Origin of the sequence: Methylocapsa sp. S129 (assembly GCF_009765995.1) — a bacterium.
Taxonomy (GTDB): domain Bacteria; phylum Pseudomonadota; class Alphaproteobacteria; order Rhizobiales; family Beijerinckiaceae; genus Roseiarcus.
Genome location: NZ_LMUI01000042.1, coordinates 341,812 through 364,358 on the forward strand (window position 1 = coordinate 341,812; position 22,547 = coordinate 364,358).

General features: G+C 62.1%; 21 protein-coding genes. 9 read left to right on the forward strand and 12 right to left on the reverse strand.

The genetic code is table 11. The annotated features are described in order from the left end of the window. Nucleotides 1-311: 311 nt before the first annotated feature. The 4 genes from GSQ90_RS22260 to GSQ90_RS22275 form a co-directional block, all read right to left on the reverse strand. The gene (locus tag GSQ90_RS22260) at nt 312-5,519 is read right to left on the reverse strand and encodes a ParB-like protein (protein ID WP_158817070.1); all 5,208 of its coding nucleotides are present in this window, start codon (nt 5,517-5,519) and stop codon (nt 312-314) included. Nucleotides 5,520-5,662: 143 nt separating this feature from the next. Further along, nucleotides 5,663-6,793 carry a cyclopropane fatty acyl phospholipid synthase gene (gene cfa, locus GSQ90_RS22265; RefSeq protein ID WP_158817071.1) on the reverse strand — a complete coding sequence of 377 codons (1,131 nt, stop codon included), beginning with the start codon at nt 6,791-6,793 and terminating at the stop codon, nt 5,663-5,665. 118 nt (nt 6,794-6,911) lie between these two features. Further along, on the reverse strand, nt 6,912-7,586 hold the full coding sequence (locus tag GSQ90_RS22270; protein ID WP_158817072.1) for a glutathione S-transferase family protein: 675 nt from the start codon (nt 7,584-7,586) through the stop codon (nt 6,912-6,914). A gap of 140 nt (nt 7,587-7,726) precedes the next feature. Continuing rightward, on the reverse strand, nt 7,727-8,734 hold the full coding sequence (locus tag GSQ90_RS22275; protein ID WP_246731718.1) for a glycosyltransferase: 1,008 nt from the start codon (nt 8,732-8,734) through the stop codon (nt 7,727-7,729). Between the two features lie 231 nt (nt 8,735-8,965). On the opposite strand from GSQ90_RS22275, the gene GSQ90_RS22280 reads away from it, so the two are divergent. Further along, the gene (locus GSQ90_RS22280; RefSeq protein ID WP_158817073.1) at nt 8,966-10,768 is read left to right on the forward strand and encodes a hypothetical protein; all 1,803 of its coding nucleotides are present in this window, start codon (nt 8,966-8,968) and stop codon (nt 10,766-10,768) included. A 24-nt stretch (nt 10,769-10,792) separates the two neighbouring features. Here the strand turns inward: GSQ90_RS22280 and GSQ90_RS22285 are convergent, their stop codons facing one another. Further along, nucleotides 10,793-11,401 carry a hypothetical protein gene (locus tag GSQ90_RS22285; RefSeq protein ID WP_158817074.1) on the reverse strand — a complete coding sequence of 203 codons (609 nt, stop codon included), beginning with the start codon at nt 11,399-11,401 and terminating at the stop codon, nt 10,793-10,795. A 200-nt stretch (nt 11,402-11,601) separates the two neighbouring features. Here GSQ90_RS22285 and GSQ90_RS22290 point away from each other — a divergent pair, with 200 nt between their 5' ends. Next, a complete protein-coding gene (locus tag GSQ90_RS22290) occupies nt 11,602-12,201 on the forward strand; it encodes a superoxide dismutase (RefSeq protein ID WP_158817075.1) in 600 nt (199 codons plus the stop codon). Between the two features lie 81 nt (nt 12,202-12,282). Here the strand turns inward: GSQ90_RS22290 and GSQ90_RS22295 are convergent, their stop codons facing one another. From GSQ90_RS22295 to GSQ90_RS22305, 3 genes are all read right to left on the reverse strand, one after another. After that, complete coding sequence (locus tag GSQ90_RS22295) at nt 12,283-12,708, reverse strand: hypothetical protein (RefSeq protein WP_158817076.1); 426 nt, start codon at nt 12,706-12,708, stop codon at nt 12,283-12,285. A 95-nt stretch (nt 12,709-12,803) separates the two neighbouring features. Then, nucleotides 12,804-13,385 carry a TIGR00730 family Rossman fold protein gene (locus GSQ90_RS22300; protein ID WP_158817077.1) on the reverse strand — a complete coding sequence of 194 codons (582 nt, stop codon included), beginning with the start codon at nt 13,383-13,385 and terminating at the stop codon, nt 12,804-12,806. Between the two features lie 167 nt (nt 13,386-13,552). After that, on the reverse strand, nt 13,553-13,960 hold the full coding sequence (locus tag GSQ90_RS22305) for a MucR family transcriptional regulator (RefSeq protein ID WP_158817078.1): 408 nt from the start codon (nt 13,958-13,960) through the stop codon (nt 13,553-13,555). A gap of 422 nt (nt 13,961-14,382) precedes the next feature. Between GSQ90_RS22305 and GSQ90_RS22310 the strand changes: the two genes are divergently transcribed. The 6 genes from GSQ90_RS22310 to yacG all read left to right on the forward strand — a co-directional run bounded on the left by GSQ90_RS22310 (nt 14,383) and on the right by yacG (nt 19,267). After that, nucleotides 14,383-16,362, forward strand: a complete 1,980-nt coding sequence (locus tag GSQ90_RS22310; protein WP_158817079.1) for an ABC transporter ATP-binding protein/permease — start codon at nt 14,383-14,385, stop codon at nt 16,360-16,362. A 20-nt stretch (nt 16,363-16,382) separates the two neighbouring features. Further along, nucleotides 16,383-17,081 (forward strand): phosphatidylserine decarboxylase, encoded by a 699-nt coding sequence (locus GSQ90_RS22315; RefSeq protein ID WP_158817080.1) that lies wholly within the window; start codon nt 16,383-16,385, stop codon nt 17,079-17,081. A 5-nt stretch (nt 17,082-17,086) separates the two neighbouring features. Then, nucleotides 17,087-17,905: a CDP-diacylglycerol--serine O-phosphatidyltransferase gene (gene pssA / locus GSQ90_RS22320; RefSeq protein WP_158817081.1), complete on the forward strand. Its 819-nt coding sequence runs from the start codon at nt 17,087-17,089 to the stop codon at nt 17,903-17,905. A 235-nt stretch (nt 17,906-18,140) separates the two neighbouring features. Further along, nucleotides 18,141-18,359, forward strand: coding sequence for a translation initiation factor IF-1 (gene infA, locus GSQ90_RS22325; protein ID WP_158817082.1), 219 nt, complete (start codon nt 18,141-18,143; stop codon nt 18,357-18,359). A gap of 39 nt (nt 18,360-18,398) precedes the next feature. Continuing rightward, a complete protein-coding gene (locus GSQ90_RS22330; protein WP_158817083.1) occupies nt 18,399-19,052 on the forward strand; it encodes a Maf-like protein in 654 nt (217 codons plus the stop codon). After that, nucleotides 19,049-19,267, forward strand: coding sequence for a DNA gyrase inhibitor YacG (gene yacG / locus GSQ90_RS22335; RefSeq protein WP_371418430.1), 219 nt, complete (start codon nt 19,049-19,051; stop codon nt 19,265-19,267). The genes GSQ90_RS22330 and yacG overlap by 4 nt, the downstream gene beginning before the upstream one ends. 15 nt (nt 19,268-19,282) lie before the next feature. Here yacG and GSQ90_RS22340 read toward each other — a convergent pair whose 3' ends face one another. Together GSQ90_RS22340 and GSQ90_RS22345 are read right to left on the reverse strand one after the other, a co-directional pair. Further along, complete coding sequence (locus tag GSQ90_RS22340) at nt 19,283-19,597, reverse strand: Dabb family protein (RefSeq protein WP_158817084.1); 315 nt, start codon at nt 19,595-19,597, stop codon at nt 19,283-19,285. Nucleotides 19,598-19,740: 143 nt separating this feature from the next. Beyond that, on the reverse strand, nt 19,741-20,490 hold the full coding sequence (locus GSQ90_RS22345) for a sulfite exporter TauE/SafE family protein (protein WP_158817085.1): 750 nt from the start codon (nt 20,488-20,490) through the stop codon (nt 19,741-19,743). 99 nt (nt 20,491-20,589) lie between these two features. Here GSQ90_RS22345 and GSQ90_RS22350 point away from each other — a divergent pair, with 99 nt between their 5' ends. Next, entirely contained in the window at nt 20,590-21,477 is an 888-nt protein-coding gene (locus GSQ90_RS22350; protein ID WP_158817086.1) for a LysR family transcriptional regulator, read from the forward strand. A gap of 45 nt (nt 21,478-21,522) precedes the next feature. On the opposite strand, the gene GSQ90_RS22355 is transcribed toward GSQ90_RS22350, so the two are convergent. Both GSQ90_RS22355 and GSQ90_RS22360 read right to left on the reverse strand, forming a co-directional pair. Further along, the gene (locus GSQ90_RS22355; RefSeq protein ID WP_158817087.1) at nt 21,523-22,104 is read right to left on the reverse strand and encodes a DUF4865 family protein; all 582 of its coding nucleotides are present in this window, start codon (nt 22,102-22,104) and stop codon (nt 21,523-21,525) included. After that, nucleotides 22,101-22,538 carry a cupin domain-containing protein gene (locus GSQ90_RS22360; protein ID WP_246731719.1) on the reverse strand — a complete coding sequence of 146 codons (438 nt, stop codon included), beginning with the start codon at nt 22,536-22,538 and terminating at the stop codon, nt 22,101-22,103. Before GSQ90_RS22360 ends, GSQ90_RS22355 begins: the two co-directional genes overlap by 4 nt. Between the last annotated feature and the right edge of the window lie 9 nt (nt 22,539-22,547).

Genomic DNA, 22,547 nt, shown 5'->3' on the forward strand with positions numbered 1-22,547 from the left:
CAGGTCGACACTCCCCAGACAGCGCCCGCCCCGACGCCAAATCTGCGACGATCTGGCGTTTTGGGCAAGCCGGAGCTCTTTTACGGGATGGAGTGACCGCCGCCGCGCGGGCTCGATGCGCGCGAACGGAGACGCCTTTACGGCATAATCTGCGAATATGAGACGCCCAAACGCGCCCACAGCGAAAATTGCAGCGATGGCGTGGGAGGCGCTCTTTCAAACTCCGCCAGTGACGACAACCATCTTGGCATAGCGCTCGACCGCCGAGCAGAGCGCCTGCGCTATCGTCGCAATTTGGAAAGGGCTGACGATCAGAATTTGTAGCTGACGCCGCCTTTGATCGAGCCGGCGTTGAAACCCGAGGCGAACTCGTAGTCGCCCTTCACAAAGCCGGACCAGCCGCTTGTCTGGCTGGCGATGTTCAGACCCAGACCGAGTTCTCCATAGCCCGCCACTTGCTTGTCGGAAATGGTCAGCAAGGGCGCGCCGACGCCGCTATTGATCGTCGCCATGGCGCTGCCCGACAGGCGCGCCCAGTAACTCGCGCTCGCCGATCCGTCGATCCGGAAGTCTGCATTTTCGAACAGCATCGAACCGCCGCGCAGACCGAGCCTGCCGCGCAAAATGTCATTGTCGCCGAAGCCGATCTGCGATCCGGCGAGCGTCAGGCCGCCGATATGCGAAGAGACATAGGCCAGCGTCGCCAGCGGCTCGACAAAGGTCGTTCGGTTGAAGCTGAAGCGATATCCGGCGTCGATGATCGCGCCATAGTTCGCAACATTGGCCTTTTGCTGGTTGGCTCCATAACCGGAAAGAGCCGAGTCGGAGAAGTTGAGGTTCAGGAAATCGGCCTTCAACAGCGTGTCGACAAAAAAGTTTTGGTTCAGATAGGTCGCGGAAACCCCGACCGATCCGCCCTGGTAAGTCGCCGTCGCCGACGATCCCTTGAAGGATTGGGTCGAGTTGATATAGCCGCCCGTGACGCCCATCAGCAGCGTGTCGTCGCGGTTCAATAGATGTTCCATCGCGCCGTCGACGCCGCCAAAAAAGGCGCCGGTATTCTGGCTGTAGCCGGTCTGGTAGGAATAGGTTTTGCTCAACAGCGAATAGGTCTGCGTTTCGCTCCTGTTGGCCCAGTCGCCGATGGCGCGCGCCCAGACGCCCTCAGTCATTGGCGGGGTGGCCGCGGCTCGCGCGTCGCCCTGGGGCGCCGATGGCGGTGCGCCCGCGCTCAGAAGGTCACGCAAATCGGCCTGACGATCGAGCCAGACGCCGGCGGTGTCCTGCCAGATCGATTGCGCCGCCGTCGGCAAGGTCGCGAGCCGATAGGCGTCCGCCGAGGGAACGCCGACCAGCAAGAACTCCGGATCGGCATCGTAGACCAGATCGTACTGGAACAGCCCCTTTTGAATCGGCGACCCCGCCAGAGTGAAGCTCGTCGCACTCATCGGATTCGTCGAAACCACAATGGGAATGCCCGCGGGATTATAGACGCCGGGCGTGTTGGGCGCGACGTCGGTGACGACGATCTGGCTACCGCCCGTCACGCTGGTCACGACCAGCTTGTCCGCCGAACCCGTCCCGAAATTGACGCCGACATCGATCTGGCTTCCCGCGGCGCCGTTATAAGCGCCCAGCGTCAGCACGTTGCTCGCCGAACCGTTCTGAAGGTTCAGGACGCCGCTGTTGTTGTAGGTCGCGCCAGCGAGCGAGATCGACCCGCCCGCCGCGTCGACCGTCCCGCCGGCGGCGACGTTGAGGGTGGCGCTGTCGAAAGTAGAGCCGCTGTCCAATTCCAGGACGCCGCCATTGACGTTTGTCGCCGACGTGACAAGCGAGCCGTTTTTGGCGACATCCAGCACGCCCCCGCTCACCGTTGTCGCGCCGGTGGAATTGATGCTACCGGTCACGATAAGCGCGCCAGCCTGGACAATGGTTCCGCCAGAATAGGCGTCGGCGCCGGCGAAGATTTGAGTTCCCGCTCCTTTTTTCACAACGGCGCCCGATCCGCTGATCACGCCGCCGAAATTGGCGTCCGTCGCCGCCGCCGTGTTGATCGTCAGCATATGAGCGCCGAGCGTCACGAAGGTCGAATTGTCGGCTTCGCTGGTCAAAGCCTGGATCGTATTGTCGGCGCCGAGCGCGAGGGTCGCAACCGAACTGCCGCCGACGCGGCCAAGATCGACGCCGCTGCTGGTCGCCAGCGTATCGACCGCGGCCAGGGTCAGTGTCCCCGCTTCGATCGTCGTGGCGCCGGTAAAAGTCTGCGCCTTGGCGAGCGTCACATTGCCGCCATTGGCGCCGCTGCTGTCGTCCTTGTCCAGCGAACCGGAGAGAACCGGGCCGGTTCCCATTTCGGCGCCGTCGCTGATAACGCCGTTATAGGTTCCGCTCGTCGCCTGATCGAAGACGACCAGGCCGCCGGCATTGACGATATTGGGATTGATCGCCGGCAGATTGGCTGTGGTGATGTCGAGGGTCGAGCCGGTCTCGACGATCGTGCCGCCGGAATAAGTGTTGTTCGTTCCGGTGATCTGCAGAATGCCGCCGATCAGATGCAGAGCGCCTGTGCCCGATACGGTATTGGCGAAAACGCCGCCGTCGTTCTGCGCGAATTGCAACTGGCTTGAGCCGTTCAGCACGACGCTGATATTGGAATTGGCGAATTCGTTAGCGACGACGCGGAACTGGGCGCTGTTGTCGACGATGATCGAGCTGCCGGCCACCAGAGCGAGCGCGTTCTTGCTGCCGCCGCTGAAATCGAACAGGCCGGAGCCGTTGAGCGTCAAGGCGCCGGCGACGGCGGTCCCGGTTTGCGTCACCGTGCTGCTGATGGTCGAACTGAGATTGTTGACCGTATCGCCCAGCGTCAGCGCGGCGCCGTTGCTCAGCGTCACGGCGCTGTTGTTTCCCACCGTGTTCAGCGCGGTCAGCATATTGTTGGCCGTCACGGCCAAAGTCGCGGGCGCCGGTTTGCTCTTGGTGTCGTCCAGAAGGACGCCGTCGACATCGCTTGCAAAAATATTGACCCCGGCGAGAGTCACCGTGCCCGAATCCACTGTGATGGGGCCGCTGACGTTCGCCGCTGTGGACAAAGCGACCGCGCCGGAGCCCGCAAACGTCAACCCGTTCGCGCCGGTGATCTCGGATGAAATCGTCGCATTTGCGCCGCTCAGCCAGACCACGCCTTCGCTGGCGCCGAAGGCTAGCGTCCCGTTCTTGATCGCGCTGCCGCTCGCCAGAATAAGTCCGGCCGGATTGACGCCATCGCCGATCGTCAGACTATTCGACGCGCCAAGCGTGATCGTCTTGCCCTCGGTGTTGAGCGCGAAGGCGTCGACATTGCCCGTCGGCGTCGCATTGGCGGCGAGCGCGACGACCTGGCCGCTCGCCGTGCCGAGCGTCGTCGCGCTATAGGTCGCCTTGACATAGCCATTGGCGCCATAAGTCACAAAATCATAGGGACCGGCGTTTTTGGACACGCCATTGTTGGTGACGATCCAGGCCGGCGCGATGCCGTTGACGAGCGAGGCGGCGCCCGTGCCCGAAAACACTTTTTCCTTCGATCCAAGCGTCGTTGCGCTGGACGGGGAGAGGATCAATGTATCATTGCCGGTGCGATCGATGCCGTTGGTGAATGTCACCGTCTCTCCCGCGGCGCCGCCCGTCAATTGGAGGGCCGCCGTCGCGCCGATGTTCAGACTGCTGAATGTCACGGCGCCGGCGGTTGTCGCATTGCTATTGGTGACGACCAAAGTCCGCTGCACATCGGTCAGCGAACCCCAACTCGTCGTAAATCCGTTGACGTCGAATGTGCTGCCGCCGCCGAGAAAAAAGTCGCGCTCCAGCGCGGTAATATTCGCGCCCGCCTGGAACGTGCCGCCGTTCAACTCGACCTCGCCGATCGAAGCGGCCGGGCCGGTCGTATTGCCGAGCGCGGCGTCGCTCATGACTTCGACCGTCGGAGTCCCGGTGGCGCCGATGATCAGATTGCCATAGAAATAGGGATTGCTTCCCGACAGGATCAACTTTCCCTGGGTTCCGCTATTGAGATCGTCGATCGTCAGATCCGAATAGCCCGTAGCGTTGCCGATCCCGACGCCGATCGTGCCGAGGGAAGCGATTTCGCCGGTCAGGCTGACGACATAGCCGTTGACATTGATGGTCGCCGCTTCGCCGTCGACCGCGATCGGCCGATCCAGCGTGAACGTGCTCGTTCCATTGCCTGCCGCCGTGCCGATCTGCAGCGTGCCGTTGCCTTCCGTTAGGCTGTTGAACACGATGCCGTTGGCGCTTTGAACGCTTTGCAGGACGCTGTTCGGGTTGATGGTCGCGCCGGCCGGCGAAGCCGCGCCGAGCGAGGCGTCGCTGGCGACGATCAACGTGCCGGCGAGGATCGACGTGCCGCCGGTATAAGTATTGATGCCATTCAGAGTCACCGTATGCCCCGCGTCGTCTCCGAGCTCCATAATGAAGCCGGTGTTGGGCGTGCCGATCATAATTGGCGCCGTCGCCGTGCCGGCGTTGATCTGGGTGATTCCGGTGAACCCGCCGTTGCCGTCCATCGCGCCATCGGCCAGCGTCGCGTTGCTGATCCCGCCGCTGTTCACGATATTGGCGCTGAGGATGAAGCCGGGCAATTGAGCCGCCGTGACGGCGCCCGCCACATTGGGCAGGCTCGTCACGCTCTTCGCATTGAGATTCCACTGCGTGGCCAGCGCGATATCGCCGGGCGACAGGTAGGGAAGCCCGAGTCCGCCTTTGGCGTTTCGATAGGCGGCCGCTTCCAGGAAATCGGAATAAAGGCCTGTCATCTTGTCGAGGCCCGGCGTCGAAGCGCCGACCGCCCCCGTGATGTTCGCCGCACTGGTGAAAAGGACCGAACTTTTGTTCTTGAGGATGCTGTATTCAAGGCCGCGATAGACGTCGCTGTTCAGGCCGGTCAGGCTCGTGGGAATTGGCGCGCCGGTCGCCGTATTGACGGTTTCGGCAACGCCGTCGTTCAAGGGAAGCAGCAGGTTTTGCGCCTGCATCATCGCAAAGAATTCCGCGGTCGTCAGATTCGAATAATTGGCGATGACATTGACATAAACCGTCGGGTCCGACGCGCCGTAAATAGAGTTCTCCAAGGCGGTGAAGGTGTGATGGCCGTCGGTCAGGTAAAGCTTGCCGCCCGGGCCGACGACGACGGGTTCGATGTCCGTCAACAAGTTGGACTGCAATTGCGACGGCGCCAAAAGGTCGAAACCCGCCGCCTTCTTGCCGACCTCGGTCAATCCTTCGTTCATTTGCGTTGGCAGCAGGCTGTCCACTGGCACGCTGTAAAGGGCGAGCGGTCCAGGTTGGATGGCGGCGGCAGTGGCGCTGTTATAGGTCTGGAATGCGCTGATGGGGAGTTGCCCCGCCGTAGCTTGGCCAGCGCCTATAGCAAGAAGAATCGCGGGGGTGACGAGGGCGGCGTAATAAAGGGCCCGGGGACGCAGCGAGCCGCGCGCAACTTTCGATTCTTGAATACGCATCTGCAAACGCCCCAGTCCCGGTTTCGTCACGACAGGGGCGCATCGGTAGGGGGTGAGTTTGACGCGTTAGCGACAAATTCTTAACACATTTTTAACACAACGGGCGATTTACGCGGCTGCGCCATTCCGCGCGCCATTTGCGGTCAGCGAACGCTTTGATAGCCGCCGGGAACGCCGCGGGGCGACAGAACGAACTGGCCGACGCTGATCTCCCGCGATCGAAAGCTACCCGCGCAGCCCAGGAGATAATATTCCCACATGCGGCAGAAGCGCCCGCCGTCCTGCCCCTTCTTGTTCATCAACGCCGCAATGTCCGTCCGATTGGATTGGAACTTCGCATTCCAGGCCATCAAGGTCTTGTCGTAGTCGGCGCCGAAATTATGCACATCCTCGACGACGAACAGCCCGTGAACGGCCGTCCCGATCTGCCCGACGGTCGGCAGGACCCCGTTGGGAAAAATGTATCTGTCGATCCACGGGTCGAGAGGCGAGGGTTCATTCGACCAGATTGTGTGAAGCAGGAACAATCCGTCTTCGCGAACAAGGCGCCGGGCGCCTTCGAAATAGGCCCGATAATTCTTCGGTCCGACATGCTCGAACATGCCCATCGATGCGATATGGTCGAACGGCGCGTCCGCGACATCGCGATAATCCTGAAGCCGGAATTCCGCAGCAAGCCCAGCATAGCGGCGGCGGGCATAGGCGACCTGTTCCTCGGAAACCGTGACGCCGATGCATTGGGCGCCATAGCGCTCGGCGGCAAAGCCGATGAAAGCGCCCCAGCCGCAGCCGATATCGAGAATGTGCTGGCCCGCGCGCAATCCAAGCTTGCGGCAGATGAGGTCGAGCTTGCCGTCCTGCGCTTCGTCGAGGGTGCGGGCCTCCTTCCAATAGCCGCAACTGCCGGTGAGGCGGCTGTCGAAAGTCGCTTCGAACACTTCGACGGGCAGGTCGTAATGCACCTCGGCGACGCGGCGCGCTCGGCGCCGGGTCTGTCTGTTCTGCAGCTTCGACCTGGCGACGAGCAAGGCCAGGTTCATCGATAAGGGAAGCTTTTCGCTGAGCCGGGCGCCCACCACCCGCGCAAAGAACTCGTCGAGCCGTTCGCAGGTGAACCAGCCGTCCATATAGGCTTCGCCAAGGCCGAGCGATCCGCTTGCGAAAACGCGCGCATACACGGCCTTGTCGTGAACCTGGATGTCCCAGGGATTGTGGCCGTTGATTTCAATGCCCGCCCGCGACAGCAGGTCTCGCGCAACCGTCTCTTGATTCATTGTCGAAAGACTCGATCATTCCTCGATTTGAATAGAGGCGCGCCTATGTCATCGACGCGGGAGGCGACAATGCGACAAGGGAAACAGGCGCGTGGCGCCGCCATGGGTCGCCGCGACGTCACGCCGCCAGATGCTTGAACATATGGCTTCGCGCCTCATCGTCCATTTCGGGTTTGAACGGATGGCGGTCTTTTAAAGTCTTGGCGCGGGCGGCGGCCGGTCGCGCGTCGATCTCGTCGAACAGCCGCTTGAGATGCGGGTATTTGCTCCAGGCGTCGTCGCCGAGGACGAACGGGATCATGCGCGCCCAGCCCCAGACATCCATGTCGACGATCGTGTAGACGTCGCCGACGATATAAGGACGATCGGCGAGGCGATCGTTCAGCACCGAGAAATGGCGGTGGGCTTCATATTGATAGCGCTTGTGGGCGTAGAGCACTTTCTCGGGTGCGAAATGCTTGAAATGCACCGCCTGGCCGCAGAACGGGCCAAGGCCGGTGGCCGCCAGCATCAGCCAGGACAGCAATTCGCCGCGGCTCGATGGCGTCGCGGGCAGAAACTTGCCGGTCTTCTCGGCGAGATAGAGCAGGATCGCATTGCTGTCGAACACAATGGTCTCGCCGTCGACGATGACCGGGACCTTGCCGTTCGGATTGATTTTGAGGAATTCCGGCGCGAATTGATCGCCTTTGCGCGTATCGATGGGCGCGGGCTCGAAGGGCAGGCCCGCCTCTTCGAGGAACAGCGCCACTTTCGTCGGGTTGGGCGAGCCGTTGAAATAGAATTTCAGCATGAAGGTCTCCGGTCGGTCGGGCAGGCTGCGATCCCTGCCAGGGCGCCATTTATATCCGAGGAGGCGTCGATGGGGAGTCGGAAAAAGCCGACGACGCGGTCGCCGCATCGTTCTGGCGCCGAAGGCGGGAGAAGCGCCCGCTACGCCCTCGGCGCGGCCATCGTCAGATAAAGGATGCGCTTTTGCTCGACTCTCGATCGCGCGAGGCTGTCGAGGATCAGCCCGCAGGCGCCCATCAGCGCGGCGAACAAAGTGAGGCCCGTGCAGAGCACTACGGTGGGAATGCGCGGCACGAGGCCTGTCGCGATGAAGGTCGTAACGATGGGGATCGCCAGCGCGATCGCCAGCGCCATCGCCGCGCCGGCGAACGATCCGAAGAACAGGGCCGGGCGCGTTTCCTTGAGCAGGACAGCGAAGGTCGAGAGGATGCGCAGGCCGTCGCGGAAGGTGCGCAGCTTGGAGGACGAACCTTCGTCGCGCTTGCCATAGGGCAGGATGATTTCGGCGGTCGGCAGTTTCAATTGGCTGGCGTGGACGCAAAGCTCCGTCTCGATCTCGAAGCCGGACGACAAAGCGGGGAAGCTTTTGACGAAACGGCGCGAGAAGGCGCGATAGCCTGAGAAAATATCCTCGAATCCGGCGCCAAACAGCGCGTGATAAAGCCGGTTGAACAGGCGGTTGCCGATGGCGTGGCCGCGCCTATGCGCATCCTGCATCACCATCGCCCGGGCGCCGATCGCCATATCGACATTGTCCTGCGCCACGCAGGCGACGAGCAGCGGCGCGGAAGCGGCGTCGTACGTGCCGTCGCCGTCGGCCATCAGATAGATGTCGGCGTCGATGTCGGCGAACATGCGGCGCACGACATTGCCCTTGCCGGGCCTCGGCTCGAAATGCACCTCGGCGCCGGCCGCGGCGGCGATGGCGGCGGTCGCGTCGCTGGAGGCATTGTCGAAGACAATGACGCGCGCCTCGGGCAAAGCGGCTTGGAATTCGCCGATCACACGCGCGATCGCGGCCGCCTCGTTGTGGCAGGGCAGGATCACGGCGACGCGCGGCGCGGCTTCTTTGGCGGCGCCAAGTCCGTCGAGTGCGCCGCGCATATGGCGCGCCGCATTGCGCAGCGAATGAGTCATGATGACTGACATATTATTTTCTATATGATTGAATTTATTTGTTAAAACGTCTTGCTGTGCGGCTCTATCGGAAGCCGAAGCGGCGCGCTCTAGTTTCGACATTCAAGCCCCGAGACTGGGTTTGCGGCGACGAGCTAACCCGATCTCAATCATTGGCTGGGAAAAGTTGAGCCTTGGTGAAAGAGCGCGCTCCATTTCCGGCGACCGCCTGCCGCGCGCTGTTTCGGCCTTTGGGAATCAGGCATGTCCGTCGCTTTTGTCCGCCCCTCGCAAGCGTACGCCGCCCGCGCGGGCTCGCCGCTTCACTCCGTCGCTTTTCTCACCGCCGTCGGCCTTATCTTCACCCTGGCGATTTCCTGGCGGGACGCGGCGGAGGTCTGGCGAACCGGCGCTTTCGCCAATACCGACGATGCGATGCGTCTCGTGGAAGTGCGCGACTGGCTCGCCGGCCAGGCCTGGTTCGATCTGCATCAATATCGGCTCGATCCGCCGGACGGCGAGCCCATGCATTGGACTCGCGTTCTCGATCTGCCTTTGGGGCTGCTGATCAGGATTTTCTCGGTTTTCCTGCCGGTCGAGAGCGCCGAGCGGTTGACCCGCATCGTCTTTCCGCTGGCGCTGCACGGCGCTTTGTTCGCCGCCATCGCTTGTCTCGCGCGAAGGTTGGCCGGCCCCGCCGCCATGCTGCCGGCCGTCATGATCGCCGCCCTGACCGGCGGCGTCCTCGTGCAATTTCAGCCGGGGCGCATCCATCATCATTCCGCGCAAATCCTACTTGCCGTGCTGATCCTTTGGGCGACCATCGGCGCGATCGACGCGCGGAAATTCTGGCCGGCGGCGGGCGCGGCGGCTTTGGCCGCTTTGTCCTTGTCGATCAATATCGAGAACCTGACCTATATTCTGGTCGAGATCGCCGCCTTCGCTTTGGTGTTCGTCGCGCAAGGGGAGCGGTTCCGCGCCGCGCTTTTAGGATTTGGCCTCTCGCTGGCGGCTTCCTCGTTGATCGTCTTTATCGCGACGGTTGGGCCGTCGCGCTACTTTGTCGGCGCCTGCGACGCCTTCTCGACTGCCCATCTCGTCGCGATTTTCTTTGGAGCGGCGGCATTCTCTATTCTCGCAGCTCTATCCCATCGTTTGACGAGCGCGCCCCTGCGTTTGGCCGGCTGCGCTCTGGGCGGCGCTGTCGTGCTGGGCGTGATGGCGCTCGCCTATCCCGCCTGTCTGCACGATCCGCAAGCGGGCGTGGATCCGCTGCTGCGCAAGCTGTGGCTCGAACACGTCGAAGAGGCGCGCCCGCTTTTCAGCCTCGTCGTCGCCCATCCCGTGAAATTCGTCACCCTGGCCCTTGCGACGCTGCTCGGCTTTGCCGGCGCGCTCGCCGCCGCCTGGCGCGAGGAAGGCGCGACGCGAGTCAATTGGCTCGTCGTCTGCGCCTTTATCGCCATCGGCCTTGCGACTTCGCTATGGCAAGTGCGCGCACTCTCGTCGGCCTCGGCCGTCGCCATATTCGGCGGCGCCTGGGTCGTCGCGCGCACGGCCGATTGGGCCGCGCGGCGCTCCGGCGCGCTGGCCAAGCTTGCGCCATTTGCGCTGGGCTTGCCGTTCTGCTCGGTTTTCTGGGCGGCTGTCGCGCCGGCCCAGGCCCAGTCGAACGCGGTCGAAGGCCGCACGATCTGTCGCGCGCCGGCGGCGATCGAGGCGCTTGGCGCGTTGCCGACGTCGTTGCTGATGGCGCCGATCGACATGGGGTCGGACATCCTCGCCAACTCTCACCATTCCGTACTCGCGGCGCCCTATCATCGCGACAATCACGGCAATCGGGAAATGGTCGATGCGATGATGGCCGAGCCTGAGGCCGCTCGGCAAATCGTCAGGAACAGCGGCGCCGCCTATGTCGTTTTCTGCCCGGCGATGCCGGAACTCGAAATATACGCCGCGGCCAGTCCCGACGGGCTCGCGGCGGCGCTGCTCAGCGGCAAATCGCCCGATTGGCTCGTCCCAGAGCCGATCGCCGGATCGCCGTACCGCATCTATAAAGTCCGCTAGCTGTTTAGTCCCGGCCGCTTGATCTTAGCTCCGCTTGGCCGCGATATAGGCTTTGAAGTCGCCCATTGACGCAAATTTAAAGGCGCCCTGATCGGTCTCGGCCTCGATCGAACCATCGGAGAAGATCGAGTAATTGGCGCCGCCCGCGCCATAACGGCCAACGAGCGTCGGCGGCGCCGGCTCTGCAACAGGCGTGTCGGGCGTCTCCAAAGACGGAAGATGCCCTTTTCGGTTTTCATTGATCGGCGGCGCTTCGTCGTCGCCAGAATCATCCAACATGGCGGAGGGCTCCGGCGCCGTCGCCGGCGACAGCCCCGAAACATCCGTGTCGGCCGCCGCGACGGGCTCAGGAACCGTGACGGGCTCGATGCCGGCCACGAGCGGCGGCACGATCGGCTCGGCGCGCTCCACCGGCTTTGCTTCGCTCCTGTCCAGGAACCCATAGCGCAACGCATCGACGCGACGGATCAACAAGCCGATCGCTATGACGATGAAGCCGCCGCTGACGCCGATAGCGCCGCAGGTCGCATAGAGAAGGCCAAGCTCCGTCGTCAGCAGGTCGAAGCTCGCAGCAAGCGACGCGCCGCCGGCCAGGGTGAGAATCAGGCCCAGAAAGAATGCAATCCAGCTCATAACCAATCCAACGTGTTCATTTTGTCAGAAAAGCGGCGCGATTGTGCAACCGGCGATGGGAACGCGCAGCGGCGTAAAGCGTTCCCCTCCTACGGTTGCCGCCGCCGCTTGAGCGGTTTAACAATGCGCCGCATCGTTCGTGAGCTGGCGTTCCGGCCGGCGCGTTCCGACCCCGGTGTCGTTCAACAGGAGCTGAACCCATGAGTTTCTCCCTTCCCGAATTGCCCTACGCCCATGACGCCTTGGGTCCCTATATGTCCAAGGAAACACTGGAATTTCATCACGACAAGCATCATCTCGCCTATGTCAACAACGGCAATAATTTGCTCAAAGGCACGGAATGGGAAGGCAAGTCGCTTGTCGAGATCGTCAAGGGCTCGTTCGGCAAGAATCCTGGCCTCTTCAACAACGCCGGCCAGCACTACAATCATTCCCATTTCTGGAAATGGATGAAGCCGCATGGCGGGGGAAAGATTCCCGGCGCGCTCGAAAAAGCCATAGTCGATTCGCTCGGTTCAGTCGAAAAGGCGAAAGAAGACTTCATTCAGGCCGGCGTCACGCAGTTTGGCTCGGGTTGGGCCTGGCTGGCGGTGAAAGACGGCAAGATCGTCGTGACCAAGACGGCCAATGGGGAGAGCCCGCTTGTTCATGGCGCCCATCCGATCCTCGGCGTCGATGTGTGGGAACATTCTTACTACATCGATTACCGCAATCGCCGACCCGATTATCTCAAGGCTTTCGTCGAGAATCTGGTCAACTGGGACTATGTCGCCGAGCTCCACGCCGCAGCCGTGAAGTAACGCCGGACAAAAAAGCGCCCGCGCCGTTGCGATTGACGGGCGGGCGCTTTGGTTCCGGGCGCGTTTCGTTGATGCGCCGTGTCACTCGACGAGATTGACGGTCTTATCCTTGCACAAATCGATGCTCGTTAAATCGGTGCTCGAACCATCGGCATAGGCGCCATGCAGGTCGAACAGGCAGGACTTGCCGTGCGCGACCTTCACGGACGTTTTCTTGCCGGGGGCGAGATTGGCGACAATTTGCTTTGCCGGGGCGCCGCCGGCCGCCGCCGCGTCCAGCTCGGTAAGCGGAACCGCCCGCGAATTGGTGACAAGGACGACGATTGTCGGCGTCACTCTCTTGCGCGGTTTGACGACAGCGGCCTTGACCGGGGGCGCGTCGGCCACCGTCGGCGCGGGTGCGCCAGGCGCCGGGGCCGCCGTCTGGGCGCAGGCCGCGCCGCTCATCAACGCCGCGCCGACAACCAACGCGACAAGGGCGGATGATTTTCCGTAAAGATTGCTCATGCTACTCCCTCCCGCCGGGCGCTGTTGGCGCGCCCCAGGCAGTTGAACGTAAGAATGACATCAAGTCCGGCGCAAGGAAAGCCTACGGCCAAGCTTCAGGCTAAAGATGCTGGGGAGAGTGTTTTCCGCGCGGCGCTCTCAAGCATCGGCAATGCATCTTCGATCTTCTCGGCCACCATATAATGCAGATCGAAGCCTTCACGGATGAAGCCTAGATTATGCATATGCGCGATCAGGCTCAGCAATGGGCGCCAAAAGCCGCCGATGTCGGCGATCAGCACCGGTTTGACGTGACGCGCCAATTGAACCCAGGTCAGTTGCTCGACAAGTTCTTCCAATGTGCCGATCCCGCCCGGCAACGCAATGAAAGCGTCGGCGCGCTCGAACATCAACTGTTTGCGTTGATGCATATCCTCGACGACGATCAATTCCTGCGCTTCTTTGAGCGCATGTTCGCGCTTGATGAGGAAAGTCGGGATGATCCCCGTCACCCGGCCGCCGTTGTTGATAACGGAATGAGCCAGCCGGCCCATCAATCCATCCTCGCCGCCGCCGAAAACCAGGCCGACGCCAGCCATGGCCATGGCCGCGCCAAGCGCATCGGCGGCCTCCGCGAAGCGAGGGTCGGCTCCCAGGCTGGAGCCGCAATAGACGCAAATGTTCTGAATCGTTTTCATCGGCTTTTTTGATGCGCGAGATCGCCAAACGTCAAGCGCCGCGTTGCAAGAAAGGCGCCCAAGTAGAAAACGGCGCCGAGGCGCCGTCTCATCCGACCAACCCGCCTGTCTCATTGGGAACAGGCGGAACTCCGTGACCGCCGCTTCGCCGCATTACGCGAAAACGCTTATTTCCGGCGCCGGCGTTGCTGGCCGAGCCCCATCTGCTTGGCGAGGGCGGAGCGCGCCTTGGCGTAGGCGGGGGCCACCATCGGATAATCGGAGGCCAGACCCCATTTTTCGCGGTATTCCTCCGGCGACAAATTATACTGGGTGCGCAAGTGACGCTTCAGGGATTTGAACTTCCGCCCGTCTTCCAGGCAAATAAGATAATCATTGGTGATCGACTTCTTCGGCGCGATCGCCGGCTTGGCGACTTCGGGAACAACGACCGCGGCGCCCGTTGAAACGCGCAGAATCGCGGCGTGAACGTCGCCGAGCAATGTCGGGAGATCGCTTGCCGGCACTGAATTGTTCGAGACATAGGCCGAAACAATTTCGGCGGCCAGTTCAATATAGTTCAATGTATCGGACATGCGTGGCCTTGCTCCCAATTCGAAATTGCGCAGCGCTCTCGGCTCCCAGCGCAAAACCCGAGCTATCGTCGGTTAACATTTCAACGGTGAGGTCTTAGCGGCGATTCGAGACCTCACTGTTCTCCTCCTTAGTCATATTCAAACGCTACAGCAAGACTAATAAGAGAGAAATTCACGTCAAATCTTGCAGGAAGGCCAATCGCCCACTATCCATCGCCAGGCATCGCCAAAGATTTACCAGAAATCACTATAGAAAACGATTCTCAGCACTTAACGTTCGCTTGCCGACCGTTCCCTGTTCAAATTCTCGTGTGAACAACGCAGGCGGGCCAGGTCAGAAAACGGCGAGATGTGGCGCTTCCGGGGATGCAGGTGGGCGCGCTTCGCCCTATATCTAGCCTCAATTATCGCCGCGAGTTGAAATGCAGCATCAGAAATCGACGAAATTCATCGCCGGGGCAGGTCCGCGCGCCGAGGCGACGCTGACCAGCACGGTTCGCCAATTATGGCCTTATATCTGGCCGACCGACCGGAACGATCTGAAACTCCGTGTTCTATTGGCGGTCGTCTTTATGGTGGCTGCGAAATTCGCCACGATCGCGATCCCCTATGCCTATAAGTGGGCGACGGACGCTCTGGCGGGTGAAGGGGCGGCGGACAAGATACCTCTGCCCACCGTGCTTTCCGGCGTGGTCGCGCTGACGATCCTCTACGGTTTACTTCGCATGGCGATGGCTCTGTTCACCCAGGGTCGCGACGCGTTGTTCGCGGCGGTGGCGATGAACGCGGTGCGCCGCCTGGCGATCGAGGTCTTCGTCCACCTGCATCAATTGTCATTGCGCTTTCATCTGGAGCGCAAGACGGGCGGCCTGACGCGCATTCTCGAGCGCGGCCGCAATGCGATCGAGACGATCATCCGCACCTCGATGCTGGTGGCCGTGCCCACGATCGTCGAATTCGCACTTATTCTTGGCGTATTTCTATTCTCGTTCGACTGGCGCTATGTCGTCGCCGTCACGCTGATGATCGTCATCTATATGGTCTACACGACGTTGGCGACCAATTGGCGCATCGCGATCCGCCGCTCGATGAACGAAAGCGACACCGACGCCAACACCAAGGCGATCGACAGCCTGCTCAATTTCGAAACGGTGAAATATTTCGGCGCCGAAAAACGCGAAGCGGCGCGTTACGACAAGTCGATGGAGCGCTACGAGCGCCTGAGCATTCGGACTTATGTTTCGCTCGCCATTCTCAACGCCGGACAAGCCGTGATCTTCACCGTCGGCCTCGTCGCCGTGATCGTCATGTGCGTCGCGGGCATCCGCAGCGGCCGCAATACGGTCGGCGATTTCGTGCTGATCAATCTGATGATGCTTCAGCTCTATCAGCCGCTCAACTTCATGGGGATGGTGTATCGCGATATCAAGCAGGCGATCGTCGATATTGAATCGATGTTCAGCATCCTTGAACAGAATCCTGAAATTCAAGATCGCACCGGCGCGCCTGCCCTCGTTGTGAGTCAGGGCGCGGTGCGCTTCGAGAATGTCGAGTTCAATTATGATCCCGCGCGCAAGATATTGCGCGGCGTCTCTTTCGAGGCGCCGGCGGGAAAGACCATCGCGATCGTGGGTCCGTCAGGCGCCGGCAAGTCGACGATTTCGCGGCTGCTGTTTCGTTTTTATGAACCCTCGGCCGGGCGCATCACCATCGACGGGCAGGATATCGGCGCCGTCACGCAGGCTTCTTTAAGAGACGCGATCGGCATGGTGCCGCAGGACACTGTCTTGTTCAACGATACGATTCTTTACAATATTCGCTACGGCCGCGATGGCGCGAGCGACGAAGAGGTCACGGCCGCCGCCAATAATGCGCAGATCGATGCGTTCATTCGCTCATTGCCGCAGGGCTATCGCTCCCAGGTTGGCGAGCGCGGCCTCAAACTGTCGGGCGGCGAAAAGCAACGCGTGGCGATCGCGCGCACCATGCTGAAAGGGCCGCCGATTCTGGTGCTGGACGAGGCGACGTCGGCGCTCGACAGCTTTACCGAGCGTGAAATCCAGGCCGCGCTTGAGCGCGTGTCGAAAGGGCGGACGACGCTGATCATCGCGCACAGGCTTTCGACCGTCGTTCATGCCGACGAAATCCTGGTTCTCGACAAGGGCGTGATTGTGGAGCGTGGCACGCATGATGAGTTGCTCGCCAGAGGCGGCGTTTACGCCGCGCTATGGAGCCGCCAGCGCGAAGTCGATGCGGCGCAGGAGACGTTGCGGCGCGCGGAGATAGAGACCGGCGACGAGCCGGCGGTCGACGCTACGGTCGAGGAATCGCTGGTCGCATTTGCGCCGGACGATTCCGCGCCCGTGACTCTTGAGGCGTTTGGCGCCAAAAGACCGTCGTAACGCAGCCCGAGCGCCATTTCATGTCCGTCCTGGATTCTATCCGCCGCCAGATAACGCCTGTCCATCCCGAGGGCTATGTTTTCATTGCGGCGTTTTTCGTGGCGACGTTGGCGCTTGCCTGGCTCTGGAGTCCGCTGGGATGGCTCGGCGCCATCGCGACAGCCTGGTGCGTCTATTTTTTTCGCGATCCCGCCCGGGTCACGCCTTTGCGCGAGGGCCTCGTCGTTTCGCCGGCCGATGGCGTCGTCAGCTTCAGCGGCTATGCGGCGCCGCCGCCTGAATTGGGGCTGGGCGCGCGGCCGATGCAGCGCGTCTCGATCTTCATGTCGGTTTTCGATTGCCATGTGAACCGCGCGCCTGTGGCGGGGCGCGTGATTCGCGTCGCTTACAAGCCCGGCCTGTTCCTCAACGCCGATCTCGACAAGGCGAGCGAGGACAATGAACGCAATGGAATCGTGATCGAAAGCGCGGCAGGCGTCTTTGGCATTGTTCAAATCGCCGGCCTCATCGCCCGGCGCATCGTGTGCTTCGTCAATGACGGCGCCAATTTAAGCGCCGGCGATCGTTTCGGCCTTATCCGCTTTGGCTCGCGCGTCGACGTCTATCTCCCCGATAGCGCGCGCATTCTGGTCGGCGTCAAATCGCGCGCGGTGGCCGGCGAGACGGTGATTGCCGAGACCGCGATCGACGAGCCGCCGCGCTTGTTTCGGCAAAGCTGACGTCGATGAACGAACCCTTGAGCGGTAATTTCGACAAAGCCTCGGCGCGGGGGCTGCGCGCGCGCCGTTTCAGAGGCGTGCCGCTGCGGCTGCTGATTCCCAATCTGGTGACGCTGCTGGCGCTTTGTCTTGGCCTGACCGCGATTCGTTTCGCGTTTGAGGATCAGATCGAATGGGCGGTGATCGCGATCGCCGTCGCCGCCGTGCTCGACGGTCTCGACGGGCGCATCGCGCGCGCGCTGAAAGGCACCTCGCGGTTCGGCGCCGAGCTCGATTCGCTGGCGGATTTTGTCGATTTCGGCGTGGCGCCGGCGATCGTGCTGTATGTCTTCGGCCTGCATGAAATGAAAAGTCTGGGCTGGTTCGCCGCCCTCATTTTCGCGATCGCCTGTGCGCTGCGCCTCGCGCGATTCAATGTGATGATCGAAGATCATGACCAGCCGGCGTGGCGTGGTTATTTCTTTGTCGGCATGCCCGCGCCGGCGGGCGCCGTCACCGGCCTGCTGCCGATTTTCCTGCATCTTTCGCTGTTCAATGTTCCCAATGTCCATGCGGCGGCGCCCTTCGAAATCGCTTATGTGCTGGGGATCGCCTTTCTGATGGCGAGCCGGATTCCGCATTTTTCCGGCAAGTCGATCGGCCGGGTGCCCCGCGAATATGTCGCCGTGGTGCTGTTCGGTCTGGCCGCCGCCGTGTTGCTTCTGGCTAATTTCCCGATGGAAATGCTGGTTGCGCTATCCCTTGTCTATCTCGCCTCGATCCCGTTCAGCATCCGACGGTTCCGGCAGATGCAGCGCGCAAATGCGGAATCGGCCTCCCCCTGATCGGCGGCGTTAAAACCGGTTTCCTCTTTTTCCGGAAATAATATAGGGTCCGCCGCAATTTAGAGCGTGAGTCCGGTTGCGTCGCTTGAGGCGGCGAAGCGGACCCCGTTTTTGGATATTTGAGAGACGTTCGTCAGGAATCTAGAATAGAACCGCTTGCAGGCGGACGGCAATCCGCCAGGCGGTGAGCGTTTAACGCGCCAATAAGCGTCAAACGCGGCAAAGAAAGGCCCCAATGTCGAAAGAAGAATTGCTTGAATTTCCCGGTTTCGTGGTTGAGCTATTGCCCAATGCGACTTTTCGCGTGAAGCTCGAAAACGAACACGAGATCATCGCCCATACCGCCGGCAAAATGCGCAAGAACCGCATCCGCGTGCTCGCGGGGGACAAGGTTCTCGTCGAAATGACGCCCTATGATTTGACCAAGGGCCGCATCACCTATCGTTTCAAGTGATCCAGGCGTGGCCCGGCTAAAACGCAGTCGAAATTTGCGATGAGCCAGGCCCCGCGCCCCCGTCTGGTTTTGGCCTCCGGCTCACCCCGGCGTCTCGCCTTGCTTGCGCAGATCGGCATCGACCCCGATGCGGTGATCCCCGCCGATATCGACGAGACGCCGCGCCGCAGCGAATCGCCGCGCGCGCTCGCGCAGCGGCTTTCGGCCGAGAAGGCCGCGATCGCCTCCGCCGTGGCTTTGAAACGCGCGGAACTTGGCCGCTGCCTCACGTTGGCCGCCGATACGGTCGTATGCGTGGGGCGGCGCGTCCTGCCCAAATGCGAAGTTTCCGATGAAGCCGCCGCGTGCTTGCGGCTTTTGTCCGGGCGCGCGCATCGCGTCTACACCGCCGTGACGCTGATCACCTGGGGCGGGTCGACGCGCCAGCGTTTGGTCGAGGCGCGCGTGCGCTTCAAGCGCCTGTCGCGCGACGAAATCGACGCCTATCTCGCCTCCGGGGAATGGCGCGGCAAAGCGGGCGGCTACGCCATTCAGGGCTTCGCCGGCGCCTTCGTCGTACGGCTGATCGGCTCCTATACGGCCGTCGTCGGCCTGCCGCTGGCCGAAACGGCGGCCCTGCTCGCCGGCGAGGGCTATCCAGCCCATGCGCATTGGACGCATAAGCTTGAACTTGAAACATCGGAGGCGAAATGATGAAGGCTTCGCCGCCCGCCAATGACAATGCGAAAGTCAAAGCGGCGCCCGCTTGCGCCATTTGTGGGCGCCCCCGCGTCGAGAAATACACACCCTTTTGCTCAAGCCGATGCGCCGACGTCGATCTCTATCGCTGGCTGAACGGGAAATATGCGATCCCCGCAAGTGAAGAACCCGACGAGGACAGCCGGGATGTCAGGCTCGAGGACGAGTAGTCGTCATCGCCGCCGCTAGCCGCCCATGTCGATATCGACGACGATGAGACCGTCAATCCCACCCTCGGCGGCGACGACGAGCCGCGCGCCAGCCGCCTGATGGGCGGGGTGGACGAGATAGGCGTCTCGCGCGGCGCTATCGACGAAATCGGCGACGAAGGCATGGGTGAAGCCGCGCGCCAGCCCTTCAGGGCTGACATTCGCGCCGCCTTTGAAGTTCAACATGCCCGGCAGCAGGGCTCTCAAATCGTCGAGGGCGCCAAACAAGGCGTCGATCGCGTCGGCGCGCGTGTCCGCGGGGAACCTCACAAGGACGGTGTGGCGGATCATGAAGTTCTCGCGATGGTTCGGCATTGCCTGGCGGGCCGCATTCTTACGAGGGGCGCGCGGTTGCGGCAAGCGGACGGGATCAACAGCACGGGGGGCTTGCGCCTTGTATTCCGGCAGCAGGCGCCGTCGCTGATAACCCGCGATCAGAGGAGCGGTCGCAAGACCAGTTGGAGACCCAGGAGCAGGAGGCCAATCAGGAACCAGCGGCGAAACGCGGCGGGGCTGACGCGCTGACGGATACGTTGCCCCAATCCCATGCCCAGCAAAGCGGGCGCAATCGCGAGAGCGGAAGCGTCAATGTTTCCAAATTGAAAGGCTCCGTTGCCCGCCAGTCCGATCGCCAGCGCGATGGTCGAAACCGTGAAGGACAGGCCGAGCGCCTGGATGAGATCCTCCTTGTCGAGATCGAGCGCCTGAAGATAGGGAACGGCGGGAATGACAAAAACTCCGGTTCCACCCGTAATCACGCCGGTCGCCAGACCGATGAAGGGCGACAATCGTCTCTCCATATGGGCCGGGACCGACCATCGCCATGCGAGAAGGCTTATCCCCGCGTAGATCGTCAACGCCGCTCCGAGCCCCATTGTCGTCCATCTCGCCGCGTCGCTCGTCAGCAGCCGCGCTCCGGCAATCGCGCCCGCCGCTATGCCCAGCATCATCAGCCACAGCCGCGACGCCAGCGCGGCGAAGCTCGGCCCCGAAAACAATTGCCAGACATTGGTGACGAAGGAGGGCGCGATCAGGAGCGCGGCGGCGCCGACAGGGGGCATGATCACGCCCAGGAGACCCATTGCGACTGTGGGCAGCCCCATTCCCGTCACGCCCTTGACGGCGCCGGCGAGGAAAAACACCAGCGCAATGGCCAGTATATGCAGCGGGGAAAAATCAATCATAGGGGCTATCTGGCCTGACCGGACGGTCCATGCAATGCGGAAGGGGCGTATCCAGCCTTAGGCTGGAGCGAAGGCTGATCGGCTGATAATATCTCGCCCATGCGTTTCGACCTGATTGATCTTCGTCTCTTTTCCCTCGTGGTCGAGGCGGGAAGCATCACGCGCGGCGCGGCGCAAGCCAATATGGCCCTGCCTTCCGCCAGCGCCCGCCTGCGCGGCATGGAGGAGACGATCGGACTGCAATTGCTCGAACGCGGTCGCCGCGGCGTCGAAGCGACGCCCGCGGGCGATGCGCTTGCCCATCACGCCCGGATCGTTCTTCGACAGATTGAGCAATTACGCGGGGAGTTGGGGGAATATACAAAGGGCCTGAAGGGACATATCCGGTTGCAGACGAACACCGCCGCTATGACGGAGTTTCTACCCGAACGGCTTGCTTCTTATCTCGCGCGCCATCCCAATATTGACGTCGACCTGAAAGAACGCCTCAGCGTTGAAATCGTCAAGGCTGTGTCCAGCGGCGCCGCCGACGTCGGCATCATTTCCGACGCCGTCGATCACGGGGCCTTGCAAGTGCTGCCCTTTGCGACGGACCATCTTGTTGTGGTCGCGTCGCGCGATAGCCCGCTGGCGACGCGCCGGCGCATCGCGTTCGAAGATATTGTCGAACATGAGTTCGTCGGGTTGAGCGCCGGCAGTCCGTTGCAGGATTATCTCGGAGAGCAGGCAATCCGCGCCGGACATCCGCTGTCCTTCCGCGTTCGCATGCGCACGTTCGACGGAGTCTGCCGCATGGCGGCGCAAAATGTCGGCATTGGCGTCGTCCCGGAGACCGCGGCCCGAAGATGTCGTCGATCGATGGCGATCCGATCGATCAGGCTGACGAATCCCTGGGCCACGCGGCGCCTCGCTCTGTGCGTGCGCCAGCTCGATGCTCTGCCGCCGCACGCGCGAAAACTGGTCGCGCATTTGGCCGCAGCCGATTGATCGGAAACTGACAGGGCGCCGCGGCAATAGCGCGATTGCCGGAGATCACCGGTTTTCAGAACCCGCTGTCGGCAACGAGAGATGCCCGACTTTATAAGTCTGGACGCCCGCGCCGACCGCCGCTGGTCTTTCGCCCCAAAGGCGGAAACGCACGCGCGTCCAGGTCGTGGGTTCGAAGGCGGCGACGGAGGCGAGCGCGCCGCCGCGTTCCACATCGTCGAACGCTTCATCGCTTTCGCGCGGGCGCAATTCGTCCAAGGCGGCGTGGGGCGCCGTCGTCAGGATTTCGCGCGTGGCGAAGGCCGCATGCGAAACGCTCTTGGACAGTTGTGCGCGCCAGACGATCCAGGTCTTGACCTGCGGCCAGCCGAACGCTTGGGTTACGCCGGCAAAACCGTCGCCGCAGACAAAGTCGTTCAATCCGTCGGTCTGATTCCAGACGTAGAACGGCGCGTACAGATTCTCCTGGCTGCGCGTTTCGTCGCCGCTCTTCCGGGCGGTGAGATAGGCCTTGAATTTGAGGCCCGGAAAATTGTCGAGCAGATGTCCTTTTTCGGCGATGCGCCGGTCGATGATCCCCATGTCGTAATCGGCGGGCAGCGCGAAACTATACTGCATCGCGATCATGGCGCGTTCCTTTCCTGTGCAACCGGCTCCAGCCAATGGACCATCGCCCCATCGCGCACGGCCTGGATGCTGACGTAGGAGAAAGTACTATGGCGCTGAGCGCCATGCCAGTGCCGCTCGCCCGGCGCGAACCAGACGCAATCGCCCGCTCGCAATTCCTCCACCGGTCCGCCATCGCGCTGCGCGAGGCCGACGCCGGAGAGGACATAGAGAAGCTGCCCGCGCGGATGGGTGTGCCAGCGCGTGACGATTCCAGGATCGACGTGCGCGCGCATCATTGTATTCTCGCCGTCCTGTGCGCTATCGAACAGCACTTCGGCCCAGAACGGCGCCGAGGCGATCCCGTCGGGCGCGCGCGCGATCGCCTCTCCCGGCCGGCGGATCGTCATTTGCATGGGCAGCGCGCGCAGCTTTGCGGCGACATCATCGGTCATGATTGTTTC